The organism is Pseudoalteromonas sp. T1lg122 (assembly GCF_002964825.1).
Classification (GTDB): Bacteria; Pseudomonadota; Gammaproteobacteria; order Enterobacterales; family Alteromonadaceae; genus Pseudoalteromonas; species Pseudoalteromonas gelatinilytica.
This window is the reverse complement of sequence record NZ_PQCG01000034.1, coordinates 366,699-383,050: the sequence shown is the minus strand read 5'-3', so window position 1 is coordinate 383,050 and position 16,352 is coordinate 366,699. Positions and strand designations below refer to the sequence as shown.

Genomic DNA, 16,352 nt, shown 5'->3' with positions numbered 1-16,352 from the left:
GAGTGCCAATGGCAGTCAAAGTATTAGTTGTTGATGATTCAAGCTTTTTTCGCCGTAGAGTGAGCGAAATTTTAGAGCAAGACAGCAATATTCAGGTAATTGGTTTTGCCGTAAATGGTCGTGAAGCGGTAGATAAAGCCCGTGAATTAAGACCTGATGTAATTACTATGGATGTTGAAATGCCAGTTCTTGATGGCATTAGTGCCGTGAAAGAAATAATGGCAGCAACACCGACTCCTATCTTAATGTTTTCATCACTCACCCGTGATGGCGCAACAGCAACCCTAGATGCACTGGATGCTGGGGCGTTAGATTTTTTACCGAAAAAATTCGAAGATATTGCCCGCAATAATGAAGATGCAATTGCGCTTTTACAAAATAAAGTAAAAGAAATTGGTCGTCGTCGACTTTCTCGCTTTACGCGTCCAGCGCCAGTGACCAGAACAACACCGACATCTGCGCCAACTCGTAGCACAACGACCAGCAGCGGTATTGTTCAGCCTGATCGTAGCTTTAGTCGTACTGCGACAGCGCCTGCTAGTTCATCTGCTGGATCGTCTTCATCAGTGAGTAGTATGCGTGCCTCCGGTAAAAAATATCAGTTGGTTGCGATTGGTACTTCAACTGGTGGGCCTGTGGCACTGCAAACAATTTTGACTCAGTTGCCAGCTAACTTCCCACACCCTATTTTGCTGATTCAGCATATGCCAGCGGCGTTTACGCCAGCCTTTGCTGCAAGGCTTAATGGCCTATGCAAAATCAATGTGAAAGAAGCGCAAAATGGTGACCGTTTAGTGCCAGGGACAGCTTATTTAGCACCTGGTGGTCAACAAATGCTGATTGAAGGGCGCGGCGGCTCTCGCACATTACGTGTGTTTGAAGATGACAGCCCGCGTATTACCTACAAACCTAGCGTCGATGTCACCTTTGCGAGTGCCGCAAAAACCTTTGCCGGTGATGTGCTGGCGGTAGTCTTAACTGGTATGGGCGCAGATGGCCGTGATGGTGCACGCATGCTCAAGCAAGTGGGTGCAACCATTTGGGCGCAAGATGAAAAAACCAGTGTGGTGTACGGTATGCCACAAGCTGTTGCAAACGCAGGATTAGCGAGCGAAAGCCTCGCACTCAATGATGTTGCAGCGCGCTTAACTCGTGAGACTGGCTGTGGATAAGCTCTCGTTTCTTGGCTTAATCGTTGCCTTAGGCGCCATTGCTTTTGGTTATGCACTTGAAGGCGGTGTTGTCAGTGCATTATTCAATGGTCCGGCGCTGATCATTGTTTTAGGTGGGACACTCGGGGCTGTGATGCTACAGACTCCTGGTAGTGTCTTTACCAAAACGCTTAAGATCAGTCATTGGGTGTTCTTCCCTCCGTATCATGATATTGAAGCTGCTATAGAGCAAGTGAAGCGTTGGTCACACAAGGCACGTCAAGAAGGTTACTTAGCACTAGAATCTGAAGCATTATCTCATTCAGACCCGTATGCGGCAAAAGGCTTGAGTCTACTTGTTGATGGGATTGATGAACAAAAACTCAGAGATACCCTTGAGATTGATTTAATGCTAGAACGCGAACGCTTACTCGAGGTAAGCCGAGTTTACGAAGCCATGGGCGGTTATAGCCCTACAATTGGTATTCTAGGTGCGGTACTCGGGTTGATTCAGGCCATGCAGTTTATAACGGATCCTGAAAAACTGGGTGCGGGTGTAGCAACTGCTTTTATCGCCACCATTTATGGTGTTGGTTTAGCCAACTTACTCTTTTTGCCAATGGCGAATAAGCTTAAGCAGCAAATTGAACAAAAAATGCTGTATCATGAATTACTTGCTGAAGGCATTATTGCTATTTCGCAAGGTGAGAGCCCACTAAATATCGAACTAAAACTTGAGGCGTATCGTGTAGAACGTCCAAGCTTAGTTGACGAGTAATTTAACATGATGCGCCGTCGCTTGCGTCATAACACGTCAAAAAACCAACACACCGAACGCTGGCTAGTTTCTTATGCCGATTACATGACCATCATGTTTGCTTTTTTTGTGGTCATGTATGCAATCGCAATTAGTAAGAATGAAGACTTTCAAATTCTCTCAGACTCTCTTGAACAGGTGTTTGAAAAGTCTGCTCGTCAGCAACAGCAGGTGGGCACAGGCGTTAACGGCACGGGCATATTAACTGACAGAGTCAGCACCGAGAACGATATTTTGTACGGTGAGAGCATTCGTAAAGAAGAGCAAGGGCCTGAGTTACTCGATGGGCAAAGCGAAACCAGTAATATTGAGAAAAAGCATCTTGGTAAGCCCCTCGACAGCTTACTCACGAAATTGCAGTCTGCACTGATTGATGAAATTCGTGATGGTGAAGCGAGTTTAGAGTTACATCAAGACTGGCTTATCATTGAATTAAGCTCTGGAATGCTTTTTTCATCGGGCAGTGCCGTTGCACAGCAACGAGCCAAGCAAGTCGTTGGCTTAGTAAAAGATATTATTGCCCCTGTTGATAATTACATTCGCGTGCGTGGTTATACCGATAATGAAGGTATTCGTAATGAGATGTTTCGTTCTAACTGGGAGTTATCGGTAGCGCGGGCTACATCGGTACTCGTCGAACTTGAAAGTTTGGGTATCAATCCAGCGCGTATGGCAATTGAAGGTTACGGACAATACTCACCATTTGTGAGTAATGATACCGAGCAAGGACGTGCTGAAAACCGTAAAGTGGTGGTCGCGTTGTCAAAGTATGGTCTACCACCTAAAGCGCCAGAAAGCTCAGAGCAAGAGCCACAAAATCAAGCACAAGATACAACTGAAATTGAGTTGCCAAGCAATGATAACACCATTAAAGTGATTCAATTACCACATGGTGGTATTAGGATTACCACGCGCAATGAACAATAATAAGGTGTGATGTGAAAGTTTGGACCGTAGCGAATCAAAAAGGTGGGGTAGGGAAAACCACCACAGCCGTTAGCCTTGCTGGCATTCTCGCTTTACAAGGGAAGCGCGTGTTACTTATTGACACCGACCCGCATGCATCACTCACTTATTACTTTGGTATTGATTCTGAAGATCTTGAAGTCAGTGTGTACGATATATTTGCACGCGGCAACAGTATGGCAAGTGAAGAAATTTTACAGGCTTTATGCCCATCAACACTTGAAAATCTTGATATTTTACCTGCGACTATGGCAATCGCGACGCTTGATAGAAGCATGGGTAATAAAAATGGCATGGGCTTAATACTGAAAAAAGCACTCGCCAAAATTAGCGAGCATTATGATTACGCGATTATTGATTGCCCGCCTGTTTTAGGCGTTTTGATGGTCAATGCTCTTGCAGCAAGCGAACGAATTTTAGTGCCAGTACAAACTGAATTTTTGGCTTTAAAAGGGCTTGATCGTATGATGCGCACCATGGAGCTGATGCAAACATCACAAGCCAAACAGTATCAATATACGATTATTCCAACAATGTACGACAAACGCACTAAAGCATCACTTGAAGCTTATAAGACTCTGCAGGATAATTACAAAGACAAAGTATGGTCAGGTGTCGTGCCTGTCGATACAAAATTTAGAGATGCTAGTTTAGCACAACAAGTGCCGATTCAATTTTGCCCGCGTTCACGTGGGGTATTTGCCTATCGCGCACTGCTTGATTACTTAGTTGCACAAGGTTAGAGATGAGTAAGCATTTATTTGCCAATGAAAAAGTGATGACCCAATATTTGGGCGCTTTGTTGTGTGAAGATGAGCCTACAGACCAAAACCTTGAGCCTGTCGCAAAGTTGTTAGAGCAGGTTAAAGAGCCAGAAACAAAGACAGAAGAAAAGCTGACGGAAATTCTGCCTACCCCAGAACCTGTTTTACCACCCCCTGAACCGACTAAAGAGCTTGAGAAAACCGAGAACCAAGCTAATATCAAAGATATAGTTGAAGAACCTAAAGCAGAACTGGTTGCAAAAACCTCGTCTGATCGCCAAGAAGACTATTTTGATGGTGAATTTCAGGCATTGTTCTTCGAAGTGGCGGGGTTAACGCTCGCCGTGCCGTTAAAAGCATTAGGGGGAATTCATCAACTGGCAGAGGTTAACCAATTATTTGGTAAGCCTAAATGGTTTAAAGGCGTGATGCTGAACCGTGAAGAAAAACTGAATGTTGTTGATACTGCACGTTGGGTTATGCCAGAAAAATATGATGAAAAATTAGAACAATCATTAAATTATCAGTATTTAATCACCTTAGGTGACAGTCAATGGGGATTGTTGGCTGAAAAGCTCGTCAATAATATTACGCTTCGAAAAGAAGATGTAAAATGGCGAACTAAATCAGGTAAGCGGCCTTGGCTTGCAGGTGTCATCAAAGAGAAAATGTGCGCCTTGATTGACGTTGAAAATTTATATCAATTGCTAGAGCAGGGCTTAGACAGCCGTGAGCAGTAACTATTTTTACGGAGTAATAGCATGAGTGGAGAAAGACTACTGTCAGCTAATAAAAATGCTGATAGCAACGATGAAGTGTTACAGTGGGTAACCTTTAAACTTGAAGAAGAAACGTACGGCATTAATGTAATGCAAGTACAAGAAGTACTTCGCTATACTGAAATTGCTCCTGTACCAGGTGCACCGTCTTATGTGTTAGGTATCATTAACTTACGTGGTAACGTTGTGACGGTAATCGACACGCGTGCACGTTTTGGTTTAATGGGTGCAGAAGTCACTGATAACTCACGTATCGTGATCATTGAAGCTGAAAAGCAAGTGATCGGTATTTTGGTCGACAGTGTGGCTGAAGTGGTTTACCTACGTAGCTCTGAAATTGATAGTGCGCCAAATATCGGCACAGAAGAAAGTGCTAAGTTTATCCAAGGCGTATCTAACCGTGATGGTGAGCTATTGATCTTGGTTGATCTTAATAAATTACTAAATGACGATGAGTGGGACGAGCTAAGCGCACTATAAGCGTTTGGAAATTATATGCTGTTATACTCTTTGTTTGGTGCCTCAATCTTACTTGTATTAGTGTGTTTGGGGCTTATTTTTGTCAATAACAATAAACAAGCGGCGGCAATTCAGGCCAAGCAAAAACAGCTGCAAGAAGCTCAACAGCAATTGAGTATTCTTCGTAGCGAAGTGGCTGAAATGCGTGCCGGCATGCTAAGTATTGGCAAACGTGTTGTCGCTGTTGAAGAAAAAAGTAAAGAGCTTGAACAGCTGCAAGATGCACAGAAATATGATGATCCGAATGCGAAAATTTATTCGCGAGCGGTTAAAATGGTTGAGCTAGGTGCTGATTTAGAAGAAATAATTCGTGAATGCGAATTACCCAGAGCCGAAGCTGAGCTACTCATGTCACTTCATAAACAAAAAGGCGCCCAATAAGGCGCTTTTTTATTTGAATCTGAGCACTAGGCTTGAATGTTGAGCTTACCCTGAAAATCGTGCCAACCCGGCGGAAATTTACCCCGCAATACGTACGAAAAAGCAATTAACTCAGCAATGACATAGTAAAGCTCTTTCGGTATTTCTTCACCTAACTCAAGATGAGACAGAGTTTGGGCTAAATCAGCATCTTGGTGTATCAGAATACCTTTTTGCTCGGCGAGCTTGATTATTTCTTCAGCCAATTCACCAAAGCCTTTACTGGTCACTTTTGGCGAGCTGCCAGCTTCGTAGAGTAGGCCTATCGCAGATTTATGCATCGCGTGTTCACTCATAAAAATTACACCTTAATGTTGATAATCGCATGCGATTTATAAAAAGCCTGATGGTTTGACACACCTTGCTGCAGGTTTAGTTCTCCCACATTTAAGCCATGGCTTGCAAGCTTATGACGTAACGTTTCTAAGTGCGGATGAGCAAGTGCGGTTACTTCTTGCGAAGAAGCAAGTAACTGACAATCAACCGCTTTATCCATCACCTCTGCGGTAATTTGTAACTTGCCAAGCTGTGCATAGTCAAAGTTTAACCGCACAAACCAAACATTTTTTGCTTCGAGTTTATTTTTACTTGGCTTTTTATACTGTCCTAAGCTGATTTCTGTTTGCCCTGTTTCAGGAGGTAACTTCATCGGCAAGAAAAACTGCGCCAAAGCACTGTTATCTTGTTGCTGATTGATTGGCGTTGTCTGCACTTGGGTCAGAGTCTGTTTGAGTTGAGATACTTCAGCGGCCATTGCTTGCATCGTTGGCTGTTGCAATTGCTCGAGTAACTTGCTGCCGTTAACGGCTTTAAAATTGGGCACTAACACTTGCAGTAATGCATCAAGACCTGTTTGATTATTGAAGCTAATACTCGTTGGTGCTTGATTGATAATGGGTGCTGCCAGTGAAGCCACCGCTAATTGCTCTAAACCTTGGCTAAAGCTCGCTTGCTGAGTTTGGCTAGGTAATGCGGTTGGTCTGAGAATACTTAAAAGCTCTCGCTCAATTGTTGTCGGGTGCATGTTTTGACTAGAGATCATGCGATTAAACGCTTGATTCACGAGTCGATTTAAATCTACCGAAGACGACGAGTTTTGCTCGCTCAGGGCTACAAGTTTTTCTGTTAATTGCACTGGCAGTGGCGTACTTACTAACGGCTTACTTTCCGGAAGTGGTAATAACTTAGCAATCAACGCGGCTTCAATGGGCCTTATCGGCAATAAGGGTTGAGCTAAGTTTGGCTCTTTCGCTGCTAAAAAGGGGGCATGCAATTGAGTTTGCTGCTGAGCAACTTTTTGTAACCCTTGAGCTTGTTCATTAATTGCTTGAGTCGCTAATGCGGTTTGTTTTATTGGCTCATTAGGTCCTGCTACAAGGTTTTTAGCCACAGTTTTTATAACTTGCTCAGCGTGTTGCTGCAAAGGTGATGATGACCCTTTTATCTCTGGCTTTACATTTTGCGTCAGCGAATTGGGTGCTGTGCTTAATGGCGTCTGTTTAGTTTGAGAGGCCGGCTCACTGGCATTGTTGAGTACTGAATTAGCAAAGTTACTTTTAACTTGAGCGAGTTGCTCTGAGGCTGGTTTGTCAGGTTTTATGGCAGTAACCGCGCTGTTAACCGCTTTGTTGTCTACAGGCGCTTTTTGCAAATTGTTATCTGTGCTCAGCAATGGTGGTTGTGTTTTGCTACTGTTTATTGCTGGTTGACTGGCCTGAGTTTGCGCACTAACAAGCGGCTCTAAACTGACTTTTATACGTTGCAATAATTGTATTAAAGGCGGCGCATTATTATAGCTCACGGGTAAACTCACTTGCTTTGCCGACTGAGTGGTTGTTAATGGTGAGTCTGCTTGTTTAGTTGCAGGTAATGGTCCATTCGTTGCAATTGAATCACTGGCTCTTGGGGATATGTGAGGCGCTGCTTGTTGGAGTGCGCTTTGCTGAACAGCGGCAAACTTTATTATATTGATCTTATTAGCATTAAAGCCAAGTTGGCTAATCGTATTTTTGCTCTCAATCAGCTGGTTTGTTGGCTGGTTAACTGCTGCTTTTGTGGTGGCAGGGAGCTTTTCAAAATAGCGTACAGCATCACTAATACGCGTTTTTAAATCAGCAAAACTGTCTTTTAGCCAGGAGCTGATTGGAGAGTGTGAGCTACTCGATGGCGCAAGCAACGCACTCTTAGGTTCAACTGCTTGGCTTTTTAACGCTTGAATGAATGTCTCTGACAGCGAGTTCTTCAACAACACTTGCTGAACTGGCATTTTATTTACTAGTTCTAATGTTTCTTTAACTGAGTGAGGGGTTACTTTTAGTGCGTGCGGATGAAATTGCCACTGCGCTTGAATTTGCTTAGCTTGCTTTGGTGAAATAGTTGATAGCGGCAATGTTAATTCGTTGCTTTGCTTGCTGGCAACGCTCAGCTGCACTTGTTGCCCAGCTAATTTTAAGTTCATTTCGGGGGTTAGCTTTGCCACCAACTCAGCCACTTTTTGTTGGCTAACACTTTGCTGATGGAGAGAGTCCCCAAAGCGATTAATAATGTTTAAATTAAAGCTATTTTGTTGGTTGGTCGCTGGGAGCAAAATGGCTTTAAGTGGTGCTTCAGCTTTTAAAAGAGCAACCAGGCTATTGTTAAGAGCAAACTCAGCTTTTAATGTTGGTAGTTGTAGTAAAGGTTTACTTGGCGCAATCTGAGCTGGGTGCGGCATATTTGTATTTGCACTCCCTTGCGTTAGCAAGTTCAGTAGTGCTTGTAATTGCTGGCTTTTGCCAAGTGTAATCGTCAGCGGTGCTGGTGTAATACTCAGTTGTTTACCATCACTACTTAATTGAATATTGGCCGCTAGAAAGCGCTCAGTTTTGAGGTTTTCTTGCTCTGTTGATAAGCGCAGTGTTTGCCATGAGTTATTGATTAGCACGTCCATTTGCACGCTTTGCTTACCAATCACAATATTACGGGCAGTCACGTTCTGCTCAGCCAGCATTTTTAAGGCATCATTGGATGAATGCTGTGATGCGCTGCTTATCGCTTTTGGATCAAGGTTAAGCTGAGTGCTGAGAGTCAACTGGCTTTGTTTATTCATTATTTTAGATCAAATATAAGTTAATCGTTTTAAAGCAATATTCGTATTACCCTATCATTATGGTAGACTAACGCCTAATTTTGGGTATAGAGAATCGTCATCTTGTTACACATTAAGGCCGTCACCTGCATCAAGCAAGATCGTTGTTTGTTTGCGGATCTTAATTTCAGCTTGAAATCGGGACAAATTATGCAATTAGCTGGTCCGAATGGGGCTGGTAAAACATCATTATTGCGTATTATCGCGGGTTTCGCTATGGCGGATGAAGGCGATGTATTTTTCCAAGAGCGTTCTATTTCAAAATACTATGATGAATATGCACAAGAGCTGCTGTTCATTGGCCATAAAACGGGTGTAAATACACAGCTTACCGCCCTAGAAAATGTCGCATTTTGGCTGAAAATTAATGGCTACGACAGCAAGCAAGACTTGTATCCAATCTTAGCAAAAATAGGCTTGGTGGGCCTTGAAGATGTGCCTGTTCGTATGCTGTCTGCGGGGCAACAGCGCCGTGTCGCTTTAGTAAGACTGTGGTTAAATAGCGCCAAACTATGGATCCTTGATGAGCCATTTACTGCACTTGATAAAAGCGGTGTTGCATTTTTGCAAGAACGTTTTGTCGAGCACTTAAATGCAGGTGGGGCGATTCTTTTAACCACTCACCAAGATTTAACAACACAATTTAGTGATCTAAAAACAGTGACTTTGGAGTATCGCCACTGATGGTAAAACAGCATTCGTATTGGCAATTATTCTCTGCGGTTTTTTCTAAAGATCTTAAATTAGCGTTTCGTCAGCGTGCTGAAATCGTTAACCCTATCTTGTTTTTTCTGATTGTTATTACACTTTTTCCGTTAGCAATTGGCCCTGAGCCCGGTCTACTTGCTCGTATGGCGCCAGGCATTATTTGGGTCGCTGCATTACTGTCAACCATGTTAGGCCTTGATAAGCTATTTCGCGATGACTATCACGACGGAACATTAGAGCAATTAATCGCGTCGTCATACCCATTACCGTTGACGGTGCTTGCAAAAGTGGCTGCTCATTGGGTGATCACGGGGCTGCCATTAGTACTGATGACGCCGGTATTTGCTTTGTTATTGAATTTAGAAAGTTCAGCGCTGTTAGCAACCGTTCTAACATTATTGTTGGGTACGCCATTGCTTAGCTTCATTGGCGCAATTGGCGCTGGACTGACTGTGGGACTGCAAAAAGGCGGTATTTTGATGAGTTTGCTTGTTTTGCCTTTGTATATCCCTGTACTAATTTTTGCAACCTCGGCTATTGATACCAGCTCTATGGAGCTTGCCTATAGCGGGCAGCTTGCAATCCTTGGTGCCATGCTAATCGTAGCGATTATAGCGGCGCCAATTGCCATATCGTCAGCATTGAAAGTGAGTGTAAGTTAATATGTGGAAGTGGTTACATCCCTACGCAAAAGCAGATCGTGCTTACCAATTGTGTAACACCTTACTGCCTTATTTCGCCGTCGTTACGGTGGTTTGTATGATTGTTGGATGGGTCTGGGGGCTTGCTTATGCCCCTGCCGATTACCAACAAAAAGACAGCTACCGAATTATTTTTATCCATGTGCCTTCAGCTATTTTATCTATGGGCGCTTACTCTTCTATGGCGATTGCAGCAGTGATCGCACTAGTATGGCAATTACGTAATGCAGAGCTTGCTGTGATTGCAATTGCACCCGTTGGGGCATGTGTGACAGCGATAGCATTAATCACCGGTGCAGCATGGGGTAAACCTATGTGGGGCGCATGGTGGGTATGGGATGCACGCCTTACGTCTGAGCTTATTCTGTTATTTTTGTATTTAGGCGTTTTATCGCTTTATCATGCTTTTGAAGATAAAAAAGCAGCGGGTCGCGCAGCGTGTATTTTAGCCATTGTTGGGGTTATCAACTTACCGATTATTCACTTCTCGGTAGAGTGGTGGAATACCTTGCACCAAGGTGCAACTATTACAAAATTTGATACTAAAGCCATTGATCCAAGTATGTTTTGGCCATTAATGGTGAACATTGTTGCGTTTGCAGGTTTTGTTGGTGTGGTGACCTTAATTCGCCTTAAAAACGAAATTTTACAACGTGAAAAGCACCGCCCGTGGGTGCGTGATATGCTTGAGCGAGGTTAATCATGCAGTTTGATTCTTTTGCAGATTTTATTGCCATGGGTGGCTATGGCTTTTATGTTTGGTTGTCTTTTGGCAGCTGTGCATTGATTTTACTCGGTATTTTATTTAGTTCGTTAAACGATACAAAACGTATTTTCTCTTCAGTAAAGCAGCAAGCACTACGTGAAGAGCGCATTAAGAAAGCGAAGCAAGAGGCAGGGCAATGAATCCAAGACGTAAAAAACGTTTATTAGCTGTTGTAGCCATTATTTTTGGTGTGGGTGCAACCATTGGTTTAGTGCTGTACGCACTGCAAGAAAACATTAATTTGTTCTATACCCCAAGCGAACTTGTTGAGGGTAAAGGCCCGAACAAAGAAAAACCGCATGTCGGTCAAAAGCTCCGCATTGGTGGTATGGTTGTACCTGGCTCAGTTGTACGTGACGAAGCAAGCTTGAAAGTGAGCTTCAAATTGATCGATAAAGGCCCTATGGTGACAATTAATTATCAAGGGATATTGCCGGACTTATTCCGTGAAGGCCAAGGGATTGTGGCACAGGGCGTGTTAGTAAAAGCCAATGAAATTGATGCCTTTGAAGTGCTTGCAAAGCATGATGAAGAATACATGCCAGCAGAGGTTGCTGAAGCTGTGAAGGGTATCAAACACGAGAAACCGACGTATAACTTAGATAGCGGCAATTAATATGATCCCAGAACTCGGTTATTTTTCTTTAACACTGGCCATGGTGCTCAGTGTTTTACTGTGTATTTTTCCTTTGTGGGGGGCGCATACCGGCAATTTACGTTTAATGCGCGCAGCCCCATCACTGGCAATTGGTCAGTTCGTCTTTGTGCTTTTATCATTTGCAGCACTTATTTATGCCAGTTTAACCGATGACTTTACCGTTTCGTATGTTGCTTATCACTCAAGTAGCACCTTACCTTGGTACTACAAAATTACCTCGACATGGGGTGGCCATGAGGGAGCAATTTTACTTTGGTTAGTGATGCAAGCGGGTTGGACAGCGGTTGTTGCAATGCGCTCGCAATCATTACCTTGGGTTTTACGTGCCCGAGTACTCGGTGTACTAGGCTTTTTAGGCGTTGGCTTTATGCTTTACACCTTATTAATGTCGAGCCCATTTGAGCGCCTATTACCGTATTTCCCAGTTGAAGGTCGCGATTTAAATCCGTTATTGCAAGACCCTGGCATGATTATTCACCCGCCATTGCTTTATATGGGCTATGTGGGTTTATCTGTGTCGTTCTCATTTGCTATTGCGGCACTACTTACCGGAAAGCTTGATAATACCTGGGCTAAGTGGTCTCGTCCTTGGACAATGACTGCATGGGGCTTTTTAACACTCGGTATTACCATCGGTAGTTGGTGGGCATACTCAGAACTTGGCTGGGGTGGCTGGTGGTTCTGGGATCCAGTTGAAAACGCATCATTAATGCCATGGCTTGTGGCAACCGCATTGTTGCACTCATTATCAACCACCGAAAAGCGTGGTGTCTTTAAGTCTTGGACGGTATTACTCGCTATTGCAGCATTCTCTTTGAGCTTACTGGGTACCTTTATTGTGCGCTCGGGTATCATTGTATCTGTGCATGCATTTGCCTCAGATCCTAATCGCGGAATGTTTATTTTAGCTTTCTTAGCCATTGTTGTGGGTGGTGGTTTATCGCTTTATGCACTGCGTGTATCACAGGTGAAAAGTGAAGGCCGTTATAAGTTTGCTTCGCGTGAAGTTGCGCTTTGGCTAAATAATATTTTCTTAGTTGTGGCAACGCTGATTGTATTGTTGGGTACATTATTGCCAATGATCCACAAAGAACTTGGCTTAGGCAGTATCTCGATTGGTGAACCATTCTTCAACAAGATGTTTGCAATTCTACTGGTACCGTTTGCCATATTAATGGGCATGGGCCCGCTATTACGCTGGAAACAAAACAAATGGTCGATGCTGCAAAATAAATTTGCACTCTCGGCCGTCGTAAGCCTAGTAGCAACAGCAGCATGGTTATATTCAAGCTACGATGTGATTGCACCTATTACCTTTATTGCAACAACATTAGCGGTATGGATTTTTGTTACTACTCTGGTTGATTTAGCGGCAAAAGTAACTATTCATAAAACCTTAGGTGAAGGCTTTAAACGATTAGGGTTAAGTTATTGGGCGATGGTTTTAGGTCACATTGGTTTAGCATTTGTGATTGCAGGTGTAACGCTAACCTCTGCTTACTCAGTTGAGCGTGATGTATCAATGAAGCCAGGCGAAACCGTGGCATTAAATGAATATCAGTACCGCTTTGATGGTGTTAAAACAATTCGTGGCGCTAACTATAGCGGCCATGCTGGTGTTGTCACCGTACTGAAAAACGATAAACAAGTAACCGTGTTACACGCTGAGAAACGTCGTTATGACATCGGTATGCAATTTATGACAGAAGCCGCTGTGGATGCTGGTTTTACACGCGACTTGTATTTAGCACTAGGCGAGCAATTAAGCCAAGGTGCGTGGTCGTTACGTATTTACCATAAACCGTATGTTCGTTGGATGTGGCTCGGTGGTATTTTAATTTCATTGGCTGGCTTTTTAGTGCTTGGTGATAAACGTTATCGCCAGAAATCGACTAAGCAGGAGGCATCAGCATGAACCGTAAACTACTCGCGCTAGCACCGTTACTGGTTTTTGTTTTACTGTGTGTGTTTTTATACCAAGGTTTGTTTGCTAATCCGCGTGAGCTACAAACAGGGCGTATTGGACACGCGATGCCTGCATTCAATTTGCCCGATTTGATGGATGAGTCAAAACGTTGGACAGATGCCGACTTAAAGGGTGAAGTGTACCTACTTAATGTGTGGGGCACATGGTGCCCGACCTGTTTAGCTGAGTTAGGTTACTTGACTGAGCTAAGAGAGCAGGGTGTTAAGATTGTTGGCTTATACTACGAGCAAGGCTACGACCCAGACTTTGATGGCCAGTTTGATATTAACGCACTACGCGAAGATGTCACCAGTATGCTTAATCGTGCTGGCGACCCGTATCAATTCAATATCTTAGATTTAAAACGCACATTAGCCCTTGATTTAGGGGTGTCTGGCGCGCCAGAAACCTTCTTAGTTGATAAGCAAGGCACCATTTTGCTGCACCATACCGGTGATATTAACCCACGTGTATGGCGAGCTAAATTCGCACCGTTAATGCAGGAGCTACAGTAATGAGACTCGTGATTTTTTTAGCAAGTTTGCTTATCACGTTTAGCGCATTTGCAGAGCAAGACAAATACCAATTTGATGATAAAGAGCAGGCCGTACGCTTCAGTGAGCTTACCAAGGAGCTGCGTTGTCCTAAATGTCAAAACCAAAACATTGCCGACTCAGACGCGGTTGTAGCCAAAGATTTACGCGATAAAGTGTTGGCACTGGTGAAAGATGGTAAAAGCAAAGATGAAGTCATTGATTATATGATTGACCGTTATGGCTACTTTGTACATTACGACCCACCTGTAACGCCAGCAACGTTAGTGTTATGGGTATTGCCAGTATTGATTGTGGTACTTGGCTTTGGCTTTATCGTTTTACGCCAACGTAAGGCATCAGTAAAACAAACATGGACAGAGCAAGACGAAGCGTTACTTGCAAAGTTAATTGAACAAAATCAACGTCAGGAGCAAAGCTAGATGGCATTAATGTGGGCTTCTTTTGTTTTACTCACACTGATTGCATTGCTATTTGTTGTCGTACCGTTTTTTAAACGCGAACGTATTCAACGCCTTGATCACAATGCAAACTCGGAATTAATCCGAATTTATCATCAACGTTTAGATGAGCTTAAAACTGAACTAGATAACCAACGTATTGATGCACAAATGTACGATGAGTCAGTTATCGAACAAAAGCGTCGTTTGCTCAATGAGTTGTCTCCAGAAAAAGCGTTAAACAGTAAAGGTAATAACCGTATTTTTGCACTTACTGGCGCAGGCTTTTTAATTGTTTTAACAGCCATCTTTTATGGTTATACGGGTAGCCAGCAGCAAATTAAAGGCTGGCATGACGCGATGGCAAATCTTAAGTCATATGGCGAGCGTGCCGTGATGCAAGAAGGTGAGCCGTTAACACCAAATGAGCTACAAGCGTTTGCGTTAGCACTGCGTACTAAGCTTGATCAAAGTGGTGATGACGAAGTGGCGTGGATGCTACTTGGTCGAGTTGCAATGTCATTAAATGAATTTGATATGGCAATGCAGTCATTTGATAAGGTTCTTAAAATGAACCCAGATAACAAGCAAGTGCTGATCAGCTACTCGCAAGTACTGTTAATGGAAGGCAGTGATGCGAATATGTCTCGTGCTGCGACGATGTTATCAAGAGTGTTAAAAGCCGAGCCAACTAATATTGATGCAATCTCATTATTAGCCTTGATTGCGTATGAACGTAAAGATTGGCTACAAGCTAAAACTGCATTTGAAGTATTGCTTGCAAGTATGCAGCAAAACGATCCGCGTTATAGCATGATTGCAGAGCGTATTGCTGAAATTGATGCCCACTTAAATAATGAGCAGCAAACAACGAATACAGAGTTAGCAAAAGCGTCAAACAGTGAAATTAGCATCACAGTTGATTTAGACCCGGCACTGGTTGATTCACAGCCACAAAACGGTACGTTATTTGTTTTTGCTAAAGCAGCCAGTGGCCCACAAATGCCATTGGCTGTGGTTAAAATGACCGAATACAGTTTTCCGCTAACCGTGACGTTAAGTGATACGAATGCCATGGTTGATGGCTTGAATCTATCGAGTGTAGATAAAATTATTTTAACTGCGCGTTTATCAAAAGATGCAACTGTGGTAACTTCTAGCGGCGAGTTGGAAGGCAAGTCGGATGTCTTAGAGCGTGCAAACGTTAAAGAATATTCGCTGCTAATTAATGAGTTAATACCGTAAGGATAGCCGATGTTTAGGCACAGTATATTTTTTATCTTTTTTGTAGTGCTTGCAGGATGCGCACAGATACCAGAAGAAAAAGTGGATGAACGAGATCCTCTGCAATCATTTAACCGTCCTATGTATGATTTTAATATGGACGTACTTGATGCGTATATTCTTCGCCCAGCAGCCGTTGGTTACATCACAGTAACCCCCGCACCGGTTAGACGCAGTATTGTTAATTTTACCGATAACATCACTGCACCGACTGACATGGTTAATGCTGGTTTACAGGGTAAACCGGGTAATATGGGCATTAGCTTTGCGCGTTTTTTAGTGAACTCGACGGTGGGCTTACTCGGCTTTTTTGATGTTGCTTCATCATTGGGTTTAGAAATCGTTGATGAGGACTTTGGTCAAACCCTCGGCGTATGGGGAGTGGGTGATGGTGCTTACTTAATGATCCCAGGTATGGGGCCAAGTACTGCACGAAACTTAACCGGTGATGTGGTCGATAACTTTGTGTTACCTGAAATCACCTTAACGACGCCACAGACTATATTGGTGTTTGCACTGAAAGCAGTTGAGGCACGTGCTTCATTAATGCCGCAAGAGAGCTTATTAAATGAGTCGCTTGACCCATATATCTTTATGAAGGATATCTACTTCCAGCGTCAATTGTATGAGCTATATGACGGCAATCCGCCAGTAGAAAAAGAGCCTGATGATTTTGATGAAGACTTTTTAGAGAATCTTTAAGATTATTCAACTCAAAAAAATGCCAGCAAT

Annotated in this window: 19 protein-coding genes; 17 read left to right on the top strand and 2 right to left on the bottom strand. The window is 43.3% G+C overall.

Annotated features, from left to right (window positions below; genetic code table 11):
• Positions 1-8: 8 nt before the first annotated feature.
• From C2M33_RS19910 to C2M33_RS19880, 7 genes are read left to right on the top strand one after another with little or no spacing between them, the layout of a single operon-like run.
• Positions 9-1,172, top strand: coding sequence for a protein-glutamate methylesterase/protein-glutamine glutaminase (locus C2M33_RS19910; protein ID WP_063706618.1), 1,164 nt, complete (start codon positions 9-11; stop codon positions 1,170-1,172).
• Entirely contained in the window at positions 1,165-1,929 is a 765-nt protein-coding gene (locus C2M33_RS19905) for a flagellar motor protein (protein WP_063706620.1), read from the top strand. Before C2M33_RS19910 ends, C2M33_RS19905 begins: the two co-directional genes overlap by 8 nt.
• 6 nt (positions 1,930-1,935) lie before the next feature.
• Complete coding sequence (locus C2M33_RS19900) at positions 1,936-2,895, top strand: flagellar motor protein MotB (protein WP_105175237.1); 960 nt, start codon at positions 1,936-1,938, stop codon at positions 2,893-2,895.
• 11 nt (positions 2,896-2,906) lie between these two features.
• Positions 2,907-3,677 carry a ParA family protein gene (locus C2M33_RS19895; RefSeq protein WP_063706624.1) on the top strand — a complete coding sequence of 257 codons (771 nt, stop codon included), beginning with the start codon at positions 2,907-2,909 and terminating at the stop codon, positions 3,675-3,677.
• Positions 3,678-3,679: 2 nt separating this feature from the next.
• Complete coding sequence (locus C2M33_RS19890) at positions 3,680-4,438, top strand: chemotaxis protein CheW (RefSeq protein WP_105175236.1); 759 nt, start codon at positions 3,680-3,682, stop codon at positions 4,436-4,438.
• Between the two features lie 21 nt (positions 4,439-4,459).
• Positions 4,460-4,957, top strand: a complete 498-nt coding sequence (locus tag C2M33_RS19885; protein WP_063706628.1) for a chemotaxis protein CheW — start codon at positions 4,460-4,462, stop codon at positions 4,955-4,957.
• A 15-nt stretch (positions 4,958-4,972) separates the two neighbouring features.
• Positions 4,973-5,377: a DUF2802 domain-containing protein gene (locus C2M33_RS19880; protein WP_055020709.1), complete on the top strand. Its 405-nt coding sequence runs from the start codon at positions 4,973-4,975 to the stop codon at positions 5,375-5,377.
• Positions 5,378-5,403: 26 nt separating this feature from the next.
• Here C2M33_RS19880 and C2M33_RS19875 read toward each other — a convergent pair whose 3' ends face one another.
• Both C2M33_RS19875 and fliK read right to left on the bottom strand, forming a co-directional pair.
• A complete protein-coding gene (locus tag C2M33_RS19875; RefSeq protein WP_063706630.1) occupies positions 5,404-5,712 on the bottom strand; it encodes an EscU/YscU/HrcU family type III secretion system export apparatus switch protein in 309 nt (102 codons plus the stop codon).
• 5 nt (positions 5,713-5,717) lie between these two features.
• A complete protein-coding gene (fliK, locus tag C2M33_RS19870; RefSeq protein WP_233999281.1) occupies positions 5,718-8,504 on the bottom strand; it encodes a flagellar hook-length control protein FliK in 2,787 nt (928 codons plus the stop codon).
• Positions 8,505-8,606: 102 nt separating this feature from the next.
• Here fliK and ccmA point away from each other — a divergent pair, with 102 nt between their 5' ends.
• From ccmA to C2M33_RS19820, 10 genes are read left to right on the top strand one after another with little or no spacing between them, the layout of a single operon-like run.
• Positions 8,607-9,227 carry a cytochrome c biogenesis heme-transporting ATPase CcmA gene (ccmA, locus tag C2M33_RS19865; protein WP_105175235.1) on the top strand — a complete coding sequence of 207 codons (621 nt, stop codon included), beginning with the start codon at positions 8,607-8,609 and terminating at the stop codon, positions 9,225-9,227.
• On the top strand, positions 9,227-9,913 hold the full coding sequence (gene ccmB, locus C2M33_RS19860) for a heme exporter protein CcmB (protein WP_054553246.1): 687 nt from the start codon (positions 9,227-9,229) through the stop codon (positions 9,911-9,913). Before ccmA ends, ccmB begins: the two co-directional genes overlap by 1 nt.
• Before the next feature lies 1 nt (position 9,914).
• Positions 9,915-10,652, top strand: a complete 738-nt coding sequence (locus C2M33_RS19855) for a heme ABC transporter permease (RefSeq protein WP_063706635.1) — start codon at positions 9,915-9,917, stop codon at positions 10,650-10,652.
• A 2-nt stretch (positions 10,653-10,654) separates the two neighbouring features.
• Positions 10,655-10,858, top strand: a complete 204-nt coding sequence (gene ccmD / locus C2M33_RS19850) for a heme exporter protein CcmD (protein ID WP_063706636.1) — start codon at positions 10,655-10,657, stop codon at positions 10,856-10,858.
• A complete protein-coding gene (gene ccmE, locus C2M33_RS19845; RefSeq protein WP_063706638.1) occupies positions 10,855-11,334 on the top strand; it encodes a cytochrome c maturation protein CcmE in 480 nt (159 codons plus the stop codon). Before ccmD ends, ccmE begins: the two co-directional genes overlap by 4 nt.
• Before the next feature lies 1 nt (position 11,335).
• Positions 11,336-13,291, top strand: a complete 1,956-nt coding sequence (locus tag C2M33_RS19840) for a heme lyase CcmF/NrfE family subunit (RefSeq protein WP_105175234.1) — start codon at positions 11,336-11,338, stop codon at positions 13,289-13,291.
• Positions 13,288-13,857 (top strand): DsbE family thiol:disulfide interchange protein, encoded by a 570-nt coding sequence (locus C2M33_RS19835; protein WP_063706642.1) that lies wholly within the window; start codon positions 13,288-13,290, stop codon positions 13,855-13,857. Before C2M33_RS19840 ends, C2M33_RS19835 begins: the two co-directional genes overlap by 4 nt.
• Positions 13,857-14,318: a cytochrome c-type biogenesis protein gene (locus tag C2M33_RS19830; protein ID WP_063706644.1), complete on the top strand. Its 462-nt coding sequence runs from the start codon at positions 13,857-13,859 to the stop codon at positions 14,316-14,318. The genes C2M33_RS19835 and C2M33_RS19830 overlap by 1 nt, the downstream gene beginning before the upstream one ends.
• Positions 14,319-15,581: a c-type cytochrome biogenesis protein CcmI gene (ccmI, locus tag C2M33_RS19825; protein ID WP_063706646.1), complete on the top strand. Its 1,263-nt coding sequence runs from the start codon at positions 14,319-14,321 to the stop codon at positions 15,579-15,581. It abuts the gene before it with no gap.
• Positions 15,582-15,590: 9 nt separating this feature from the next.
• Positions 15,591-16,322 (top strand): MlaA family lipoprotein, encoded by a 732-nt coding sequence (locus C2M33_RS19820; RefSeq protein WP_063706648.1) that lies wholly within the window; start codon positions 15,591-15,593, stop codon positions 16,320-16,322.
• Positions 16,323-16,352: the final 30 nt, after the last annotated feature.

Excerpts from the sequence above, each read along its gene's own strand:
- C2M33_RS19910 (WP_063706618.1), top strand. The coding sequence starts at position 9 with ATGGCAGTCAAAGTATTAGTTGTTGATGATTCAAGCTTTTTTCGCCGT.
- C2M33_RS19900 (WP_105175237.1), top strand. The coding sequence starts at position 1,936 with ATGATGCGCCGTCGCTTGCGTCATAACACGTCAAAAAACCAACACACC.
- C2M33_RS19890 (WP_105175236.1), top strand. The coding sequence starts at position 3,680 with ATGAGTAAGCATTTATTTGCCAATGAAAAAGTGATGACCCAATATTTG.
- C2M33_RS19885 (WP_063706628.1), top strand. The coding sequence starts at position 4,460 with ATGAGTGGAGAAAGACTACTGTCAGCTAATAAAAATGCTGATAGCAAC.
- C2M33_RS19880 (WP_055020709.1), top strand. The coding sequence starts at position 4,973 with ATGCTGTTATACTCTTTGTTTGGTGCCTCAATCTTACTTGTATTAGTG.
- C2M33_RS19875 (WP_063706630.1), bottom strand. The coding sequence starts at position 5,712 with ATGAGTGAACACGCGATGCATAAATCTGCGATAGGCCTACTCTACGAA.
- fliK (WP_233999281.1), bottom strand. The coding sequence starts at position 8,504 with ATGAATAAACAAAGCCAGTTGACTCTCAGCACTCAGCTTAACCTTGAT.
- ccmB (WP_054553246.1), top strand. The coding sequence starts at position 9,227 with ATGGTAAAACAGCATTCGTATTGGCAATTATTCTCTGCGGTTTTTTCT.
- C2M33_RS19855 (WP_063706635.1), top strand. The coding sequence starts at position 9,915 with ATGTGGAAGTGGTTACATCCCTACGCAAAAGCAGATCGTGCTTACCAA.
- ccmD (WP_063706636.1), top strand. The coding sequence starts at position 10,655 with ATGCAGTTTGATTCTTTTGCAGATTTTATTGCCATGGGTGGCTATGGC.
- ccmE (WP_063706638.1), top strand. The coding sequence starts at position 10,855 with ATGAATCCAAGACGTAAAAAACGTTTATTAGCTGTTGTAGCCATTATT.
- C2M33_RS19840 (WP_105175234.1), top strand. The coding sequence starts at position 11,336 with ATGATCCCAGAACTCGGTTATTTTTCTTTAACACTGGCCATGGTGCTC.
- C2M33_RS19835 (WP_063706642.1), top strand. The coding sequence starts at position 13,288 with ATGAACCGTAAACTACTCGCGCTAGCACCGTTACTGGTTTTTGTTTTA.
- C2M33_RS19830 (WP_063706644.1), top strand. The coding sequence starts at position 13,857 with ATGAGACTCGTGATTTTTTTAGCAAGTTTGCTTATCACGTTTAGCGCA.
- ccmI (WP_063706646.1), top strand. The coding sequence starts at position 14,319 with ATGGCATTAATGTGGGCTTCTTTTGTTTTACTCACACTGATTGCATTG.
- C2M33_RS19820 (WP_063706648.1), top strand. The coding sequence starts at position 15,591 with ATGTTTAGGCACAGTATATTTTTTATCTTTTTTGTAGTGCTTGCAGGA.